General features: G+C 64.8%; 15 protein-coding genes and 1 pseudogene. 9 read left to right on the top strand and 7 right to left on the bottom strand.

What is annotated here, in order from left to right:
* Positions 1-242: 242 nt before the first annotated feature.
* Positions 243-3,659 carry an alpha/beta fold hydrolase gene (locus OKW45_RS04995; RefSeq protein ID WP_429466320.1) on the top strand — a complete coding sequence of 1,139 codons (3,417 nt, stop codon included), beginning with the start codon at positions 243-245 and terminating at the stop codon, positions 3,657-3,659.
* 227 nt (positions 3,660-3,886) lie between these two features.
* Here OKW45_RS04995 and OKW45_RS04990 read toward each other — a convergent pair whose 3' ends face one another.
* Together OKW45_RS04990 and OKW45_RS04985 are read right to left on the bottom strand one after the other, a co-directional pair.
* A complete protein-coding gene (locus tag OKW45_RS04990; RefSeq protein WP_429466318.1) occupies positions 3,887-5,329 on the bottom strand; it encodes an FAD-binding oxidoreductase in 1,443 nt (480 codons plus the stop codon).
* Positions 5,330-5,340: 11 nt separating this feature from the next.
* Complete coding sequence (locus tag OKW45_RS04985) at positions 5,341-6,315, bottom strand: isopenicillin N synthase family dioxygenase (RefSeq protein WP_429466316.1); 975 nt, start codon at positions 6,313-6,315, stop codon at positions 5,341-5,343.
* A 241-nt stretch (positions 6,316-6,556) separates the two neighbouring features.
* Between OKW45_RS04985 and OKW45_RS04980 the strand changes: the two genes are divergently transcribed.
* The 5 genes from OKW45_RS04980 to hutC (OKW45_RS04960) all read left to right on the top strand — a co-directional run bounded on the left by OKW45_RS04980 (position 6,557) and on the right by hutC (OKW45_RS04960) (position 10,524).
* Positions 6,557-7,384, top strand: a complete 828-nt coding sequence (locus OKW45_RS04980; RefSeq protein WP_026225860.1) for a transporter substrate-binding domain-containing protein — start codon at positions 6,557-6,559, stop codon at positions 7,382-7,384.
* Positions 7,385-7,472: 88 nt separating this feature from the next.
* Complete coding sequence (locus OKW45_RS04975; protein WP_018420800.1) at positions 7,473-8,123, top strand: amino acid ABC transporter permease; 651 nt, start codon at positions 7,473-7,475, stop codon at positions 8,121-8,123.
* A 28-nt stretch (positions 8,124-8,151) separates the two neighbouring features.
* The gene (locus OKW45_RS04970; protein ID WP_429466314.1) at positions 8,152-8,814 is read left to right on the top strand and encodes an amino acid ABC transporter permease; all 663 of its coding nucleotides are present in this window, start codon (positions 8,152-8,154) and stop codon (positions 8,812-8,814) included.
* A gap of 13 nt (positions 8,815-8,827) precedes the next feature.
* Positions 8,828-9,715, top strand: coding sequence for an amino acid ABC transporter ATP-binding protein (locus OKW45_RS04965; protein ID WP_429466312.1), 888 nt, complete (start codon positions 8,828-8,830; stop codon positions 9,713-9,715).
* Complete coding sequence (gene hutC, locus OKW45_RS04960; RefSeq protein WP_429466310.1) at positions 9,712-10,524, top strand: histidine utilization transcriptional repressor HutC; 813 nt, start codon at positions 9,712-9,714, stop codon at positions 10,522-10,524. Before OKW45_RS04965 ends, hutC (OKW45_RS04960) begins: the two co-directional genes overlap by 4 nt.
* 27 nt (positions 10,525-10,551) lie before the next feature.
* Here the strand turns inward: hutC (OKW45_RS04960) and hutC (OKW45_RS04955) are convergent, their stop codons facing one another.
* From hutC (OKW45_RS04955) to OKW45_RS04940, 4 genes are all read right to left on the bottom strand, one after another.
* Complete coding sequence (gene hutC / locus OKW45_RS04955) at positions 10,552-11,337, bottom strand: histidine utilization transcriptional repressor HutC (RefSeq protein ID WP_018420796.1); 786 nt, start codon at positions 11,335-11,337, stop codon at positions 10,552-10,554.
* Between the two features lie 111 nt (positions 11,338-11,448).
* Positions 11,449-12,129 (bottom strand): methyltransferase family protein, encoded by a 681-nt coding sequence (locus OKW45_RS04950; RefSeq protein ID WP_026225859.1) that lies wholly within the window; start codon positions 12,127-12,129, stop codon positions 11,449-11,451.
* A gap of 23 nt (positions 12,130-12,152) precedes the next feature.
* Complete coding sequence (locus tag OKW45_RS04945; protein ID WP_429466308.1) at positions 12,153-12,989, bottom strand: arylamine N-acetyltransferase family protein; 837 nt, start codon at positions 12,987-12,989, stop codon at positions 12,153-12,155.
* Between the two features lie 91 nt (positions 12,990-13,080).
* The gene (locus OKW45_RS04940) at positions 13,081-13,758 is read right to left on the bottom strand and encodes a hypothetical protein (RefSeq protein ID WP_429466306.1); all 678 of its coding nucleotides are present in this window, start codon (positions 13,756-13,758) and stop codon (positions 13,081-13,083) included.
* 327 nt (positions 13,759-14,085) lie between these two features.
* Between OKW45_RS04940 and OKW45_RS04935 the strand changes: the two genes are divergently transcribed.
* Both OKW45_RS04935 and OKW45_RS04930 read left to right on the top strand, forming a co-directional pair.
* Positions 14,086-15,609: a carbohydrate porin gene (locus tag OKW45_RS04935; protein ID WP_429466304.1), complete on the top strand. Its 1,524-nt coding sequence runs from the start codon at positions 14,086-14,088 to the stop codon at positions 15,607-15,609.
* A gap of 9 nt (positions 15,610-15,618) precedes the next feature.
* Positions 15,619-15,948 (top strand): annotated as a pseudogene (locus OKW45_RS04930) (hypothetical protein); the annotation flags it as partial.
* Positions 15,949-16,047: 99 nt separating this feature from the next.
* On the opposite strand, the gene OKW45_RS04925 reads toward OKW45_RS04930, so the two are convergent.
* Complete coding sequence (locus tag OKW45_RS04925) at positions 16,048-16,905, bottom strand: LysR substrate-binding domain-containing protein (RefSeq protein WP_018420789.1); 858 nt, start codon at positions 16,903-16,905, stop codon at positions 16,048-16,050.
* A 102-nt stretch (positions 16,906-17,007) separates the two neighbouring features.
* Here OKW45_RS04925 and OKW45_RS04920 point away from each other — a divergent pair, with 102 nt between their 5' ends.
* Positions 17,008-17,940, top strand: coding sequence for a DMT family transporter (locus OKW45_RS04920; protein ID WP_184008382.1), 933 nt, complete (start codon positions 17,008-17,010; stop codon positions 17,938-17,940).
* Positions 17,941-17,956: the final 16 nt, after the last annotated feature.

The raw sequence follows: 17,956 nt of genomic DNA, 5'->3' as shown, positions 1-17,956 counted from the left end.
ACCAACAGGCCACATAAGAAGTGCGGTAAGTGCGCATGCCCGTACGGCCGGGTACACCCCGGCAACGGCCGGCCGGTCGTGCCGCCCTGAACGTCGCACGCTACGACTTCGGCGCGCCCTCCACGGCGCGCTTTTTTTGCGCCGATATTCCGCCTACGATAAAAAAGCTCCCGCAGCACGCCGTCTTTGTTTCGAAGTCGACCTTCCGTTCCCCGCATCCGATTCCAGACGAGGTGGTCCTGATGAACCGCTTATCGAGCGCGCCGACGGCGCTGCAACGGCATTACGAGGTGGTCGTGATCGGCTCGGGCTACGGCGGCGCGATCGCCGCGAGCCGCATGGCGCGCGCGGGCCGTCGCGTGTGCGTGCTCGAGCGCGGCCGCGAATTCATGGCCGGCGAGTTTCCGCGCACCCCCTTGCAGGGCGTCGAGCAGATCCAGTACAACACGGCCGAGGCGCAGATCGGTTCGCCGCTCGCGCTGCTCGAAGTGCACGTGAACGAAGACGTCAACGCGGTGGTGGGCTGTGGGCTCGGCGGGACGTCGCTGATCAATGCGAACGTCGCGCTCGAAGCCGATCCGCGCCTGTGGGACGACCCGCGCTGGCCGGCCGCGCTGCGCGCCGACCAAGCCGGACGCGACGACGGCTATGCGCTCGCCTGGAAAATGCTGTCACCGTCGCCGGTGCCCGACGATTTCCCGCCGCTGCCGAAGCTCCAGGCGCTCGAAAAATCGGCGCAGGCGCTCGGCATGGCCGACCGCTTCAGCCGTCCGCCGATCACGGTCACGTTCAAGGACGGTCCGAACGCGGCGGGCGTCGAGCAGCAGCGCTGCGTCGGTTGCGGCGATTGCAACTCCGGTTGCAACTACGAGGCGAAGAATTCGACCCACATGAACTATCTGCCCGACGCGGTCGCCCACGGCGCGCAGATTTTCACCGGCACGGCCGTGCATTCGGTGCTGCGCGATCCCGATACGCAGCAATGGAAGGTCAACTTCCAGCTCGTGAAGCTCGGCCGCGAAAGCTACGACGCGCCCGATCTGTTCGTGCTGGCCGACATCGTCATCGTCGCGGCGGGCACGATCGGCTCGACCGCGCTGCTGCTGCGCTCGCGCGACGCGGGCTTGAGCATGTCGGAGACGCTCGGCCAGCATTTCACCGGCAACGGCGACGTGCTCGCCTTCGCGTACAACACCAGGGACACGATCAACGGCGTCGGCTGGGGCGAGCACAAGCCGGGGCAGATTCCGCCGGTCGGACCGACCATCACCGGCCTGATCGACAATCGCGCCGACGGGAAAAACGTCAGGGATGGCTACGTGATCGAGGAAGGCTCGCTGGCCGGTGCGGTCGGCGAGGCGCTCGTCGGCATGCTCGGCGCGGTCGCGCCGCTCGAAGGCGTGGATGCGGCTGGGGCCCCGTCGCTGCTCGAGCGCATGAGTTATGACGCGCGTGCGCTCGAAAGCCTGATCCGCGGCCCGTACCACGGTGCGATGAATCACACGCAAAGCTATCTCGTGATGGCGCACGACGACGAAAGCGGCCGCATCACGGTCGGCGACAAAGGCCGTGCGCGCATCGAATGGAAAAACGCGGGACGCCAGCCGATCCTCCAGACCATCGAGAACGTGCTGATCGAGGCGACCAAACCGCTCGGCGGCAAATATCTGCGCAACCCGATTTCGACGAAGATCGCCGGCCGGCACACCGTCACCGTGCATCCGCTCGGCGGCTGCGGCATGGGCGAGGACGCCGCGCATGGCGTAGTCGATCATCTGGGCCGCGTGTTCAGCGGCACGGTCGGCATCGCGGTGCACGACGGCCTCTACGTGATGGACGGCGCGGTGATGCCGATGTCGCTCGGCGTCAATCCGCTCCTGACCATCTCCGCGCTCGCAGAGCGCAATTGCGCGCTGCTGGCCAAAGCGCACGACTGGTCGATCGACTACATGTCGAAGGGCACCGCCGCCGCGCCGCCCGCACAGAAGATCGGCCTGCGCTTCACCGAGACGATGGTCGGCACCTACACGCCCAGCGTGGCGGGCGAAGCCGCGAAGAGCCCGATCGAATTCACGCTGACGGTCGAGTCCGACGATCTCGCCGACATGCTGAGCAACCCGAATCACCTCGCGCGCACCGCCGGCACACTGACCTGCCCCGCCCTGTCCGCCCAACCGCTGACGATCAGCGACGGCACGTTCAACCTGTTCGTCGTCGACGAATCCGACGTCGACGAACGCAACATGAACTACCGGATGACGCTCGCCGCGGTCGAAGGCAACACCTGGTATCTCACCGGCAAGAAGATCATCACGCGCACGTCGCCGATCAACCTGTGGGAGCAGACCAACACGCTGTATGCGGAGATTCGCGCCGCGGCGCAGGACGATGCGCCCGTCGTCGGCACCGCGACGCTGATCATCACGCCCGAAAACTTCCTGAAGCAGCAGCGCACGCTCGAAGTCACCCACGCGCCCGACCTGATGACGCGCCTCGAATGGACGCTGAAGTTCGGCAAGTTCTTCGCGGGCGTGCTGTTCACCGAATACGGCGGCGTGGCCGCGCCGCTGCAGTTCTACGATCCATACATACCGCCGCGCGCGAAACGCACGCTGCGCGCGCCGGCGCCGCAGATCACGTACTTCGACACACCCGACCGCACGCGGCTCAAGCTCACGCGCTACTGCGATCCGGCCGTGGGCAAAGCCGCGAAGCCGATCCTGCTGATCCACGGCTCGGGCGTATCGAGCCGCATCTTCTCGACCGATCTGATAACGACCAACCTCGTCGAATATCTGTACGCGTCGGGCTACGACGTGTGGCTCGTCGATCTGCGCGTCAGCATCGAACTGCCGAGCGTGCTCGTGCCGACCAACGTCGACAAAGTCGCGCGCGAGGACATTCCCGCCGCCGTCGCGAAGATTCGCGAAGTGACCGGCGCGCCGAACATTCAGGTACTCGGCCACTGCCTGGGCGGCCTCGCGCTCAGCATGTCGCTTCTCCATGGACTCGACGGCGTGCGCTCGGCGGTGATTTCGCAGGTGTCCGCGCATCCGGTGCCGGGGACGTTGCAACGGATCAAGGCCGGCTTGCATATTCCCGATCTGATGCAGCATCTGCGCATACGCGACCTCACCGCCTATACGCAGGAAGATTCGTGGCCCGCGAACCTGTACGACGAAGCGCTGCGTCTCTATCCGCTCGATCACGGCGAGGGCTGCGGCAATCCGATCTGTCATCGCGCGACGTTCCTGTATGGCCTGCTCTACGAGCACGACAAGCTGAACGAGACGCTGCATGCGAACCTGCAGGAACTGTTCGGCATTCACGACATGGCCGTGTTCCAGCATCTGGCCACGATGGTGCGCGCGGGCCAGGTCGTCGATGCGCGCGGCGACGACGTGTATCTGACCGGCGCGGACGGCATGAAAGGACTCGAGGGCATGCGTTTGCCGATCGGCTTCATTCACGGCGAGAAGAACGAAACCTATCTGCCGGTCAGCACCGCGCGCACTTACGAGCTGCTGCGCGAGCGCTTCCCCGAGCAGCCGTACGAGCGGCATCTGATTCCGGGGTATGGGCATATCGACTGCATCTTCGGCAAGAACGCGGCGGTCGATGTTTATCCGTTGATCGTCGGTTATCTGAATGCGCATTGACGGCGGAGCATGGCCGATGCGCCACGCATTCGGACAATAAAGCCAGGCATAAAACAAGAGATTTTGATAGAAGCCGGCGTGTCGAAGTGGCCGACTATGAACTGCTTTACATCGGCGCAATGACGGCTATAGATCTGATTGTGGCGATCGTTATTTATGTGCTGATCGTGAAAATATGGCGGACTTGCACGCGAGGTAGAAGTCGTTGATTTGCTTCTCATCGAAACTCAGAACAGCTTGCCCGGATTCAAAATGCCGTGCGGATCGAGCGCGTGCTTGATCGCGATCATCGCCGCAAGCTCGGCCGGTGAGCGCGAAATCGGCAGGAACTCGCGCTTCAGCGAACCGATGCCATGCTCCGCCGACACCGACCCGCGCAACGGTCCGAGCATCTCGTAGACGAACGCATAAACCGCGTGATGATCGACGCCGGGGATCGAATGACCATCGACGGTCAGATGCAGATTCGAATCGCCGATATGCCCGAAGAAATACGCTTCGTTGCCCGGCCAGCGCTGATCCAGCGCCGCGCGGCAATGGTCGACGAACGTGCCGATCTCGCCAATCGGCAGACTCACGTCGAAGTTGATCGGATCGAGCTTGAGCGGAAACTCCGCCGTGCATTCGCGGATCGCCCATAGCGCGCGCGCATCGGCGACCGACTGCGCGACCACCGCGTCGCGCAATGCGCCCGCTTGGAGCGCATCGGTCAGCGCCAGGGCGAAGCGCTCGCCAGCGTCGTCGGCATCGAAGCCCGCGTGCTCGATCAACGCATAGAGCGGATGCGCGGCGTCGAACGGCGAGCGCGCGCCCGTCAGCTTCACGCCGAAGTCGTAGAAGTCCGGCCACATGATCTCGAACGCGCCGATGTCGTTGCCGAAGAGCGTCGCGAGACGACGCAATAGGCTCACCGCGGCATCGTAATCGTCGAGCGCGACGAGCGCCGTATGACGCGCCGCACGTCGCGGATGCAGCCGCAGCACCGCGCGCGTGATCACGCCGAGCGTGCCCTCCGAACCGATGAACCAGTGCTTCAGGTCGTAGCCGGTGTTGTTCTTGACCATCTTGCCGAGCGAACTGAGCACGTCGCCATTGGCGAGCACCACTTCGAGCCCGAGCACCTGGTCGCGCGCGGTGCCGGACTGGATCACGCGATTGCCGCCCGCGTTGGTCGCGAGATTGCCGCCGATCTGGCATGAGCCGCGCGCGCCGAGGTCGAGCGCGAGTTCGAAGCCGGCTGCTTCGGCAGCTTCCTGAGCGGCCTGTAACGTGGTGCCGGCACGTACGGTCAGTGTGGCCGACGCCGCGTCGAGTTCTTCGACGCCGCTCAGGCGTTCCAGCGACAACGCGATATCGTTGGCGCGCGCGATCGCGCCGCCCGCGAGTCCGGTCATACCGCCTTGCGGTACCACCGGCTGATGCGCGGCGTGGCAGATCGCGAGCGCACGCGATACTTCGTCGGTCGTGCGCGGCAACAGCAGTGCGGCCGGACGCGTCGGCTCGTGGCGCGTCCAGTCGGTCAGCGCGCGTTCGCCGATCTGATCGCCGACGCGCACCGCGTCGACGCCGAGCGCGGCGCGCAAGGCCTCGAGTGTCATCGCGAGCGGTGCGGTTGCGGCTGGGGTTGCGGTCGGTGTCGTCTTGTCGTCAGTGATGCTCTGCTCTGTCATGCAGGCGTTCCTTACTGTGCCGTAGCGGCGAGTTTCTTGCGATAGCCCATCGAATCGTTGATGCGGCCGAGGATATAGTCGCCCGCGGCGACCGGCTGATATTTGCTTTGCGCGTCGCTTGCGCCGAGCTCACGCGGATCGACGAGCGCGCCGTAGGTCGGATCGTAGAACGTCGCGATCGAATAGCGCTCGCGCCCCGATGCATTGATCACGCGATGCAGCGTCGAGCGGAAGCGGTCGTTGGTCCAGCGCGCGAGCAGATCGCCGACGTTCACGACGAAGCTGCCTTCGACTGGCGGCGCCTCGACCCACGTATCGTTGGCGATTTCGCGCACCTGCAGGCCGCCGACCTGATCCTGCCACAGCAATGTGATGCAGCCGTAGTCGGTGTGCGGCGCGACGCCGAACTGATCTTCGTCCGACTGCGGCGGCTGCGGCGGGTAATAGACCATTTGCGTGCGCTGCATGCGCTTCGTGTAGCGCGGCGCGAAGAAATTTTCCTCGATGCCGAGACTCACCGCGACCGCGCGCAGCAGCTCGGCCCCGCACGCGCCGACCGCCTCGTAATAGTCATACAGCACCGGCCGCAACCCGGGCATGAAGTCCGGCCAATTGTTCGGCCCGCGTAGTGCCTGGCCCGCCAGCACGTCGGGATCGTCTTCCGGCAGTTCGAGGCCGATGCTGAAGAACTCCTTGTAATCGGGCCGCTTCGCCTGATACATCGTCGCGTCGCCAAGCGCATTGAAGCCGCGATGCCGATGATTGACCGCCGCGCGTCGTTTCGTGTCGACTGGAAACGCGAAGAAAGTGCGGGCAGCCTGCGCGGCGGCATCGATCTTCGCTTGCGGCACGCCGTGATTGACGATGTAGAAAAAACCGATCGTCGTACACGCTTCATGAATTTCCTTCGCGACGCGTCTGAGCGCCTGCTGATCGCCCGCACGCACGCCGGCGACATCGATGATCGGAATGCGGCTCACGGGCATCGCGCGGCTCCTTCGAGGATCGGTATTGCAGTGGTATATACCGCCAAAAGCAGCACCGCAAGTTGCTTCGCACGCCCTCGATATCAGGGCTTTTCTCTACTCACGCGAGCATTTATTTTTCGCCGGCAGCGCGGTATATACTGCCCAGCGAGGCCCCGCAACGCGCTGCCGACGCGGCGGGTCTGGAACGAACACTTCGACACGCCGGCAACCTAACACCAATTCGCCCCCGGAGAACCCCATGCGTATCCTTGCAGGCTGGAAATGTCGTCTGGTCATGCTGGCGCTGTGCGCTGCAAGCGTCGCCGCGCACGCCGAAGACCAGCTCGCCAAAGTGAAGAAAGCCGGCGAACTGGTGGTCGGCACCGAAATGCAGTTCGCGCCATTCGACTTTCTCGAGAACGGTCAGCAAGCCGGCTTCAACAAGGAGCTGTTCGCGGAGATCGGCAAGGAAATCGGCGTCAAGGTGCGCTTCATCGATCTGCCGTGGCCGAGCGTGCTGCCCGGTCTCGAAGCGGGTAAGTTCGATATGGTCGGCGGCCCGCTGACGGTCACGAAGGCGCGCATGGAACGCTACACGTACACGCTGCCCGTCGCCGATGCGACCGACGCGCTGCTCAAGCGCGCGAACGATGCGTCGATCAAGCAATCGTCGGATATCGCGGGCAAGACGGTCGGCGCGGGCAAAGGCACCGCGCAGCTGGACCAGCTTAAGAGCTACGCGGCCACGCTGCCGAAGCAGCCTGAAATCCGCGAGTACGTCGACAACAATCAGGCTTACGCGGACCTCGCGGCGGGCCGCATCGCCGCGGCAGCGAATTCGATGACCAACATCGCGTATGTCGCGAAGCAGCGCCCCGAGATGTTCGCGGTCGTGCAGCCGCCGTTCGGTGCGAAGGTGTACTTCGCGTATGCATTGCGCAAGGACGCCGACAGCAAACCGCTCGCCGACGCGTTCAACGCAGCGCTCGTGAAAATGCAGAAGGATGGCCGCCTCGCCGCGTTGCAGAAAAAGTGGTTCGGTGTCGCGATGGAGATGCCGTCCACGATGCCCACGCCGAACTACTGAGCGTCTTCAACGTGGGCGTCCCGCGTCGGGCAATAGTTTCGCCGTAGCGCGGCGCGCGTCGCCCTTCCCGTTCCACCGGCCGCGATCCATGTTCAACACGACCGTCTTCGTTCAGGGCCTGCCGCTGCTGCTGCATGCGGCGCTCGCCACCGTCGGCATTTCGCTGACGGGGCTCGTGATCGGATTCTTCGTCGGCATCGGCGTGTGCACCGCGCGGCTGTCGCAGCATCGCGCCGCGCGCCTCGCGGGCGGCGCCTACGTGTTCTTCTTTCGCGGCGTGCCGATGCTCGTGCAACTGCTGCTCGTGTACTACCTGTTGCCGTTCGCCGGCATCAACGTGTCGCCGATCGTCGCCGCGATCAGCACGGTGTCGCTGTGCTCCGCGTCGTATATCGCCGAAATTCTGCGCGGCGGTTTTCTGAGCATTCCGCCCGGACATCTCGAAGCCGCGCGCATGCTCGGGCTTTCCCCGCTCGATACGCTGCGGCGCATTCTGGTGCCGCAAGCATTCCGTTTGACGCTGCCGTCGCTCGTCAACGAAATGGTGCTGCTGATCAAGGCTTCTTCGCTGATCTCGGTGGTCGGCGTCGCCGAGTTGACGCGCACCGCGCAGAACATCGCCGCGAGCACTTACCGGCCGCTCGAAGCGTATGTCGCGGCCGGGCTCATCTACTTCGTGATCTGCGGTTCGCTCGCGCTCGTCGCGCATGCGGCCGAACACCGTTTGCAGCACGCCTGAATCGACTCACGTTTAAGCGAACCTCGCCATGCAAACGTTCGACCCGACCGTCATCACGCACAACCTGCAGCCGATCGCCGCCGGCCTGGCGACGACGCTCGCCAGTTGGGCCGCGGGCGTCGCAATCGGTCTCGCGGTCGGCTTTTTGATCGCGGTGCTGCAACTGTTCTGCGGACGCTGGCTGCGCGCCGTGTTGCGTGTCTACATCGAGTTGCTGCGCGGCACGCCGTTTCTCGTGCAACTGTTTCTGCTGTACTACGCTGGCCCGTCCATCGGCCTCACGCTCGAACCGATGACGGCTGGCATCGTCGGCCTCGGTCTCTACGGCAGCGCGTATTTTGCCGAGGCGTTCCGCTCCGGCTTCCAGTCGGTGCCCAAAGGCCATCTCGAAGCGGCGTCGTGTCTCGGGCTCACGCGCTGGCAGGCCATCGTACGCATCCAGGCGCCGCAGATGCTGGTGCTGATCGTGCCCGCGCTGACCAATCTGATCATCGTGCTGAGCAAGGAGACGGCCGTGCTGTCGATCGTCACCGTGCCCGAACTGACGTTCGTGCTGACCGGCATCGGTTCGGCCACCTTCGCTTTCGTCGAAACCCTGCTGGTGCTGTGCGTGTGCTATCTCGCGCTGGTCGAGCTGACCTCGCGCGCGGGCATGTGGGCCGAAGCCCGCCTCGCACGCTTCATGGCATGATTCCGGAACACCTATGAACGCCATCGCCGACATGTCCTCCAACGCGCAATCTGCCGCGCCGGCCGCCAGTGCAACGGCGAACGCATCGAATGCCGCGCCGCTGATCGAAGTGTGCGATCTGCGCAAACGCTTCGGCGATGTCGAGGTGCTGCGCGGCATCGATCTCGAGATCGCGCGCTCGGAAGTGGTCTGCATCATCGGGCCGTCGGGCTCGGGCAAGAGCACGCTGCTGCGCTGCCTCGCCGCGCTCGAAACCTACAATCACGGCGACGTGCGCATCGAAGGCGAACTGCTCGGCTATACCGAGCGCAACGGCAAACGCGTGCGCGCCTCGCAGGGCGAGATCAACCGCGTGCGCCGCAACGTCGGCATGGTGTTCCAGCAGTTCAACCTGTGGCCGCACATGACCGCGCTCGGCAACGTGATGGAGGCGCTGCTGCGCGTGCGGCACCTTTCGTACGACGAAGCGCGCCGCCGCGCGAGCGCGATGCTGGAGACGGTCGGCCTCGCGCACAAGGGCGACGCGTATCCGGCGAAACTGTCGGGCGGTCAACAGCAACGCGTCGCGATTGCGCGCGCACTCGCGATGGAGCCGCACATCATGCTGTTCGACGAACCGACCTCGGCGCTCGACCCGGAACTGGTCGGCGAGGTGCTGCAGGTGATGAAGCAGCTCGCGCGCGACGGCATGACGATGGCCGTGGTCACGCACGAAATGGGCTTTGCCGCGCAGGTTGCCGACAAGGTCGTATTCATCGATCAAGGCCGCATCGCCGTGCAGGGCAAACCGCGCGACGTGTTTCACGATGCCGCGCAGCCGCGTCTGCGGCAGTTTCTGCAAAACTATTTCGACCGCAATGCGTTCTGGACGCGCGGCCCGGACGACACCCCGCCCCTATGAGCGCCACCGCTCGCAACAAGCCTCATGGCAAATCGTCCGCCAACGCGGCCAGCGCCGCGGCCAAAATCGCGCGCGGCAGCGACGAGGCGCCGGCCGCGCGCTACGAGCAGGTCAAACAGCACATTCGCCAGATCATCGACTCGGGCGGACGCCAGGCGGGCGACCGTCTGCCTTCTGAACTCGACCTCGTCGCGACGCTCGGCGTATCGCGGATGACGGTCAACCGCGCGCTGCGCGAACTCGCCGACGCGGGGCTCGTCACGCGCGTGTCGGGCGTCGGTACTTTCGTCGCGCCGAACAAGCCGCAGTCCACGCTATTGATGATCGCCCATATCGGCGACGAGATCCGCTCGCGCGGCCACGCTTATCGCTGCGATATGGTGCTGTTGCAGCGCGAGACCGCGTCGGTCACGGTGTCGAACGCCTTGGGGCTGACGCCGGGCGCTTCGGTGTTTCATGTGATCTGCGTGCATCGCGAGAACGGTCTGCCGGTGCAGCTCGAAGATCGCTATGTGAATCCGGCCGTCGCGCCGGATTTTCTGCAGCACGATTTCTCGGCGCTGAAGCCGTCCGAGTATCTGCTGACGGTCGTGCCGATGCACGATCTCGAACACGTGGTCGACGCGGCGCTGCCGACGCCTGCCGAAGCAGAGCTGCTCGAAATTCACGCTGAAGAACCGTGCCTGACGCTGACGCGCCGCACGTGGACGGGCGGCGTCGCCGTGACGTTCGCGCGTTTCGTGCATCCGGGTTCGCGCTATCGGCTCGGCTGCCGCTTTTCGCCGAATACGTCGCAGCGCCAGGGATAACGCGCGCTTCAGCAACCGTACTAGGGCCTAGACGGTCCCCGCCAGATGAAAACGCGACGCCGGATGCCATAGCCGCACCGACGTCGCGACGTTCTCGCCGACCCACGTGCGCCGCCACAGCAGCAGACACGGCTCGCCGATATCCATCATCAGATGACGCCGCACATAAGCGTCGGGCTTTTGCGCGTAGATGCGAAACTCGGCGCGCTGCACGGGCGCGAGCCGCACCATGTAGTGATTCGGCGTTTCGACCGAGAAGTCCTGCTGCAGATATTCAGGGAACACCTTCGGATTGACGAAGCGGTCCTCGTACTGGATCGGCTCGGCCTCCTCGCTGTGCACGATGCACGAGTGAAACGCGGGACCGCTCGCGAGACCGAGCGCTTCGAGCGCATCGGCGTCGTCGCTCGGTTCGAGCGTCAGCACGCGCGCCGAATGACGATGTCCGCGCGCGGCAATTTCATCGGCGATATTGCGGATCTCCAGCACCGTCGATTCATACCGCTGCGGCGCGACGAAGGTGCCCGAGCCTTGCACGCGCGTGAGCACGCGCTCGGCGGTCAGCTCGCGCAGCGCGCGCGACACCGTCATGCGCGCGACGCCGAACTCCTTGACCAGTTCCGTTTCGGAAGGGATCAGCCCGCCCGGCTTCCATGCGCCTTCGCTGATGCGCTGAAGCACGTAGCGTTTGATCTGCTCGTAGGCGGGCATCGCCTTGACCGGCGTGTCGCGATCGCGATCGCGTTCGGCGGAATGCTGTTTCTGCTCGGCCTGTGCGGCGGGCGCTATGCGCGCCTGGGTAGTTGTTTTCACTCCAAACCTCATCGGTGGTTCGCCGGTGGTACATGAAGTACACCGTGGCCGGTTCTCCGACGGCCGGGCCCAATCTTACCCGGTTCGACGCTGGGAGACGGCTGGAACGCGCTACCAGATAAACGGCACGAAACGGTAACGCACCCGAGCCATGTATTGGGTGTAGCCGTCGAGCTGCCCGGCGAGCAGCCGTTCCTCGCGCACCGCGCGCCAGCCCATCCCGTACGCCATCACGGGCAGCGCCACGAGCCCCCACCACGAGCCGAGCATCAGCGGCGTGCCGACGAAGAACACCAGCGCGGCCGCGTACATCGGATGACGGACGTACGCGTAGGGCCCGGTGTCGGCGACCTTGTGCCCGCGGCTCGACTGAATCTTGACCACCGGTGCGGCATAGCTGTTCGCGCGAAACACGAACCGGCACGTGAAGATGCACAGGAACACGCACAACGCGCCGAGGCCCATGAGCCACGACGGCAGCGGCGCGGACCAGCGAAACCGCATCGCGTCGAAACCCATCAGGATCAGCCAGCCGCACCACGCGGCCCCGATCGCGGCCATGAACACACGATCCCAGCGGCTCTGCTGCGCCTGCACGAACGGCGCGAGCCGCTCCGCGAGCAGCGCGGGATCATGACGCGCGAGCCACAAGCCGAGCCACAGACTCAATACTGCCAGCTCGAACAGATACCACCACGCTGCCGGCCACGCGAGCGTGCCGGCCGCGCCGAACAGCAGCACGCCCATGAAAACAAGCCACGCCAGCGATTGCAGGATCAGACGTGCGATCATCGCGGTGCCCTTGAGCGGTCGGCTCATGCGGCGTCATCGCGCGTACGCACGCGCTCGAACACGTCGGCGATATCGATGTCCTCAAGGTTTAAGCCGAAGCGCTCACGCAGACAGTCGGCAAGTTCGGCGGCGCTCGCGAGGCGCCGTTCGTTGACGATCTGCCCTTGTGCGTCGCGCTCGTTGAACTGATCGTTGAATAGCGCCAGGCGCCGTTCGGGCAACACGCGGCACGCCAGCAGGTTATGAACGAACTTCGAATCCGGTGACGTCGACGTGTACCAGTTCGAGGTTTCGTAGTCGATCCACTCGACTGCGCGCAGATCGACGTGATAAACGCGGGTCCAGCTCTCGTCCGGCGTCAGCACCTCGAGATAGACGGTGTCGCGCCCGGCGTCGGCGAGACGGAACGTGCCGAGCGGAATCGGCTGCGCGAGGCCGGCGGTCAGCCGCAGCGGCGCGGTCAGCGTCACGGCGCCGAAGCCGACGTCGGCGATCCATGCGTCGCCCTCGATATCGACGCGCAGCACCATATGCGTGCGCGGCGCAATCGTGCCGGGCTCGCGGCCCCACACGACGCGCGCAAGCATCGGCGTGACCCGGAAGCCGAGTTGCATCAGCACGTTCGCGAACAGAATGTTCTGCTCGAAGCAGTAGCCACCGCGCTTTTCGGTCACGAGCTTGCGTTCGACGGCTTCGAGCTCGAGCCTGACGGGCCGGCGCGTCAACGGGTTCAGGTTCTCGAACGGGATCGCGGCGGGATGGAGCCGGTGAATCGCCCGCAGCACGTCGAGCGTGGCGGCGCGCGGGCCCTGATAGCCGATCCGGGCGAAGTAGTTTTCCAGATTGATGGTGTGGGACATCGGCGGAATTCCGGTTGGACTGCGGGTTCGACGCGATCATAGCGGCTTTCGGCGCTGAATCGACCGCGCGCGGGACGAAGCGAAAACGCGCCTACAACCCCTTCAACGCCGACGTCGCGATCGACGGCACCGTAATGCCGTGGCTCGATGCGAACTGCACGGCCGAGCTCAGCGTCGACATCAGCGACTGCAACTGCCCCGGCGCCGACTGCGCAATATACGAAGCGCTTTGCGCGGTCTGAGGATTGAGGCCCGATTGCAGCAGCGACGACGGACTCATCTGACCGAGGCTGCCGAGCCCCGACTGCAAGCTCGAATACTGGCTCACACCCTTGCCGAGCGACGACAGACCTTGCGTGAACGCTTCCTTGTTGACCGGCGTCGCAGACGCGCCGCCACTTGCATGATTCGCGAACGCATCGGTCAGCTTCTGCGACAGCGACTGCTGGGTGCTGCCGACCTGCGTCAACTGACTGACCGACGGCGTGCCGCCGCTGAGCAGCCCCGCCGCCTGCTGCGCCTGGCCGGCGGCACTCGTCATGCCCATCGCCGACGCGAGGCTCGACTGTCCGCTCAGCACCTGCTGGTTCGCGCCCACGTAACTCTGCAGCAACTGCGACACGCCGCCCGACGACGCCCCGGCACCCGCCGCGCTATCGCCGCCCCCGCCGATGCCGAACTGCTTCAGATTCAACTGCGCGTGCGCTGCGCCGCCCAGCAACAGACCACCACTCACCAGCAACGAAACCAGAAGACTGCGCTTGCCCATTTCTACCTCCTTACTTTGACTTTCGGGGTGACTCGTGCGCTTCGACACCTCGCCATTTCGCACGTTCGCCTGACTACATCAATACGTTTTAATTACGCGTTAATTAATACCTTCTTACGCCCTCATAAAGTTTAGGAGCAGCCCGTAAATCCGGGAATTACATGCCAGCAATATTGTTGCGAATCGTTCTCATTTTTTTGACTGCCGCAATACGCCTGCGTACGATCACGCCATCAGCCGCTTTGGCAGCCTGGGACAACATGCGATGTCGCGCCAGGCAATCGCCGATTGATCACATCGGTCGAAACGACACTAATAAGGATTTCGATGAAGTTCGCCCCATTCAATGGATCGCGTACCAATGCGCGCCCGGTTTGCGACGCTTCCGCAGGTCCCGGCGCAACTCATCGTACGCGTTTGCCTTCGATGCGGCGCGTCGCGCTGTGCACGGCTTTCGCGTGGGCCTCGTTGACCGCCCACGCGGCGCTGGCCGAAGCCAATCCCGATGCGAACCCGGAAGCGCCCGAGGCCGACCTGAACATTCAGGCGACGCAGACCAACCAGTGGACGGGCCTCTGGAACCGCCAGCAATTGCTTGGCGACATGGGCGGCCTGCGTCCGTGGCTCGGCAAGTACGGCATGACCTTCACGCTGACCGAAACCAGCGAAGTGCTGGCCAATCTGCGCGGCGGTCTCGCGCGCGGCGCCAACTACGACGGCCTGACCACCGCCACCTTGCAGATGGATACGCAAAAGGCGTTCGGCCTGCCGGGCGGCCTCTTCAACGTCAGCGCACTGCAAATTCACGGCGCGAACCTGAGCGCGAACAAGCTCGGCACGTTGAATACCGCGAGCGGCATCGAGGCCGACGACGCGACGCGTCTGTGGGAGCTCTGGTATCAGCAGTCGTTCCTGAACAAGCGCGTGGACGTGAAGATCGGTCAGCAGAGCCTCGACCAGGAATTCATCACGAGCACGTATGCGGCCCTGTTCCTCAACACGATGTTCGGCTGGCCCGCGCTGCCCTCGTACGACATGCCGTCGGGCGGTCCCGCCTATCCGCTCGCGGGTCTCGGCGTGCGCGTGCGCGGCCAGATCACCCCTTCGTTGACCGCGCTTGCCGGCGTGTATTCGGGCGACCCGCTCGGCAACGACCCGGACAACATGAGCGGCACGAACTTCAACCTGCATAACGGCGCGTTGTGGATCGGCGAGTTGCAGTATTCGATCAACCAGCCGGCCGAAGGCGAAATGGTCGGTACGGGCGGCCGCGGCCTGCCGGGCACCTACAAGCTCGGCGTCTGGTACAACACCAACAAGTTCGCCGATCAGCGCTACGACAACATGGGGCTGTCGCTCGCGAATCCGGCGTCGACCGGCATTCCCACGAATCACAGCGGCAACTACAGCTTCTATGCGGTCGCCGATCAGATGGTGTGGCGCCCCGACCCCGACGAACCACGCAGCCTCGGCGTGTTCGCGCGCGTGATGGGCGCGCCGGGCGACCGCAACCTCGTGCAAGTCGCGGCCAACCTCGGCGTCGTGCTGAAGGCGCCGTTCAAGGGCCGTGACAACGACAGCGCCGGTCTCGCGCTGACCTACATCAAGGTCGGCAGTCACGTGAACGGACTCGACAAGGACTTCCTGGCATTCAACGGCAGCCCCTACGGCGTGCGCACCAGCGAAACCACGCTCGAGGCGACCTACCAATATCAGGTCAATCCGTGGTGGCAGTTGCAGGCCGACGCGCAATACACGTTCAACGCCGGCGCGGGCCAGAACCCGAACGACCCGACGCAGCCGCTGCGCAACACCTTCGTCGTCGGCGTGCGGACCAATATCAACTTCTGACGCCGCCCGCCGCGCGCTGGCGACCAGAATCCGTACGCGCTCGTGGTCGCGCCGGTCAGCAAGGGCACCGTGAAGAAAGACGACGTGCTGGTCGGCAACTTCAACAACTCGACGAACCTTCAGGGCACCGGCAGCACGATCATCGACTATCACCCGGACACCAGACAGATGACGGTGTTCGCGACCGTGCCGCGCGATCTGAAGGAATGCCCGGGCGGCATCGGCCTATCGACCGCGATGACGATGCTGAAGTCGGGCTGGGTGATCGTCGGCAGCACGCCGAGCAACGACGGCACGACCGGCACCAAGGGCGCTGGCTGCCTGATCGTGATCGACCCGCTATCTGCGCCCGCGTCCGGGTGAGCGCGTGCGGCTCGCGGTCGAGGGTGAAGTGACCGCCTATTCGCGCGCCTGAACGACTAAGGCTGGCACGCTCGGCTACCGCAGCGACAGATCCTGCACCATCTGCTGCGCCAGATAATCGCAGGTCGGCCGATCCGATTTCGCGCTGCGCGCGACCACGATTTCGAGCGGCGCGATTCTCGGCAGGCCTTGCGCGTCGCCGAGTATCGCGAGCCGCGGCGGCACGCTGCATCGCGTCAGCGCAATCACCGACAAACCGGCATCCACGGTCGCGACGAGCCCCATCAGGCTCGCGCTGCTGAACGCCGCGCGATAACGGATGCGCGCGCCATCCAGCGCAGCCAGCGTGTGCTGGCGCGCGACGCAGCCCGGCTCGTACAACCCCACCGGCAACGGCGAGGCCTTCAACACCGGCGTATCGACCGACGCCCCCACCCACACCATCGGTTCGCTGCGCACGAATTCGCCGCGCATCCTGGGGTCGCGCGTGACGAATGCGAGGTCGATCTTGTTGTCGGCGAGCATCGGCGCGAGCGCCGTGCTCTGCGCGCAGACGATCTCGATCTCGACGCGCGGGTACAACGTCGCGAAACGCCGCAGCACCGGCGATAGCAGCGACGACACATAGTCGTCCGGCGCGCCGAGCACCACCCGCCCGGTCACCTCGGGCCGCACGATCGCCGACCACGCCTCCTCCTGCAACGCAAGCGCGCGCCGCGCGTATTCGAGCAGCGTACTGCCGGGCCGCGTCAGCGACAGGTTGCGCGTGTTGCGTGCGAACAGCGTCGTGCCGAGCATCGTTTCGAGCCGCTTGATCTGCATGCTGACCGCCGCCTGCGAGCGATGCACGCTCGCCGCCGCCTTTGTGAAGCTGCCCGCCTCCACGACCGCGACGAAGCTGCGCAACAGATCGACGTCGAATTCAGGGTTCACGATTTATCAACCGGGCTTATGGAATTGCTCAATTTAATTCGTTTGTGAACAGGTCGCAAGCGGCGCAATACTCGCAGGCATCATGTTACGGAGTCATTGCGCATGTCTCTCACCTCACGTCAACAAGGCGCGATCACGCTGGCGAGCGGCGGCCTGCTGATGGGCACGATCGGCGTTTTCGTCGAGGAGGCGCGGCTCGATGCGCTGACGCTCGTATTCTTCCGCTGCCTGTTCGGCTTTCTCTCGCTCGCCGCCTATTGCGCATGGAAGGGCTTTTTCACGCACGCGCAGTTCACGCGCCGCACGGTCGCGCTCGCGCTGATTTCCGGCGTGCTGATGGTCACGCAATGGGTCGGCTTTTTCGATGCGATTCATCGCACCAGCATCGCGGTCGCGACCGTCGTGTTTCATGTGCAGCCGTTCTGGGTCGTGCTGATCGGCGCGGCGCTCTTTAACGAGCGGCTCGGCGCGGACCGGCTCGGCTGGATCGCGACGGCGTTCGTCGGGCTCGTGCTCGCATCGGGTGTGATCGCGGCCGGAAACCTGCAAGGCCACAGCAGCTATCTGATCGGCTTGAGCGAAGCGCTGCTCGGCTCGCTGCTGTATGCGAGCGTCACGCTGATCGCGAAGAGCCTCGGCGAAATGCGCCCGCATCTGCTGACGCTCACGCAATGCGCGGTCGGCGTGATCTGTCTGCCGCTGATCGCGCCGCTCATCGCGCCTTTGACGCTCACGCATATCGGTCCGATGCAGTGGTTCTGGCTGATCGGCATGGGCGTGCTGCACACGGGATTGTCGTATGTGCTGATTTACGGCGCGCTGCCCAAGCTCAGCACGCCAGTGATCGCGGTGCTGTTGTTCGTGTATCCGCTGACAGCGATCGTCGTTGATGCGCTCGTGTATGGCCGTGCGCTGTCGCTGTCGCAACTGGCGGGCATGGCGCTGATCGTCGCCGCGAGTCTCGGCGTCAATCTCGGCTGGCCGTTGCTGACACTGCTGCATCCGGGTGGGCGGACACGCAGTCACGCGAAGTAAAGCGCGCCGCCCGCCC

Source organism: Paraburkholderia lebeckiae (assembly GCF_050436225.1).
Classification (GTDB): Bacteria; Pseudomonadota; Gammaproteobacteria; order Burkholderiales; family Burkholderiaceae; genus Paraburkholderia; species Paraburkholderia tuberum.
This window is presented reverse-complemented; position numbering and strand designations above follow the sequence as displayed.

Coding starts and splice junctions, on each gene's coding strand:
- OKW45_RS04995 (WP_429466320.1), top strand. CDS start 243: ATGAACCGCTTATCGAGCGCGCCGACGGCGCTGCAACGGCATTACGAG.
- OKW45_RS04990 (WP_429466318.1), bottom strand. CDS start 5,329: ATGACAGAGCAGAGCATCACTGACGACAAGACGACACCGACCGCAACC.
- OKW45_RS04985 (WP_429466316.1), bottom strand. CDS start 6,315: ATGCCCGTGAGCCGCATTCCGATCATCGATGTCGCCGGCGTGCGTGCG.
- OKW45_RS04980 (WP_026225860.1), top strand. CDS start 6,557: ATGCGTATCCTTGCAGGCTGGAAATGTCGTCTGGTCATGCTGGCGCTG.
- OKW45_RS04975 (WP_018420800.1), top strand. CDS start 7,473: ATGTTCAACACGACCGTCTTCGTTCAGGGCCTGCCGCTGCTGCTGCAT.
- OKW45_RS04970 (WP_429466314.1), top strand. CDS start 8,152: ATGCAAACGTTCGACCCGACCGTCATCACGCACAACCTGCAGCCGATC.
- OKW45_RS04965 (WP_429466312.1), top strand. CDS start 8,828: ATGAACGCCATCGCCGACATGTCCTCCAACGCGCAATCTGCCGCGCCG.
- hutC (WP_429466310.1), top strand. CDS start 9,712: ATGAGCGCCACCGCTCGCAACAAGCCTCATGGCAAATCGTCCGCCAAC.
- OKW45_RS04950 (WP_026225859.1), bottom strand. CDS start 12,129: ATGATCGCACGTCTGATCCTGCAATCGCTGGCGTGGCTTGTTTTCATG.
- OKW45_RS04945 (WP_429466308.1), bottom strand. CDS start 12,989: ATGTCCCACACCATCAATCTGGAAAACTACTTCGCCCGGATCGGCTAT.
- OKW45_RS04940 (WP_429466306.1), bottom strand. CDS start 13,758: ATGGGCAAGCGCAGTCTTCTGGTTTCGTTGCTGGTGAGTGGTGGTCTG.
- OKW45_RS04935 (WP_429466304.1), top strand. CDS start 14,086: ATGAAGTTCGCCCCATTCAATGGATCGCGTACCAATGCGCGCCCGGTT.
- OKW45_RS04920 (WP_184008382.1), top strand. CDS start 17,008: ATGTCTCTCACCTCACGTCAACAAGGCGCGATCACGCTGGCGAGCGGC.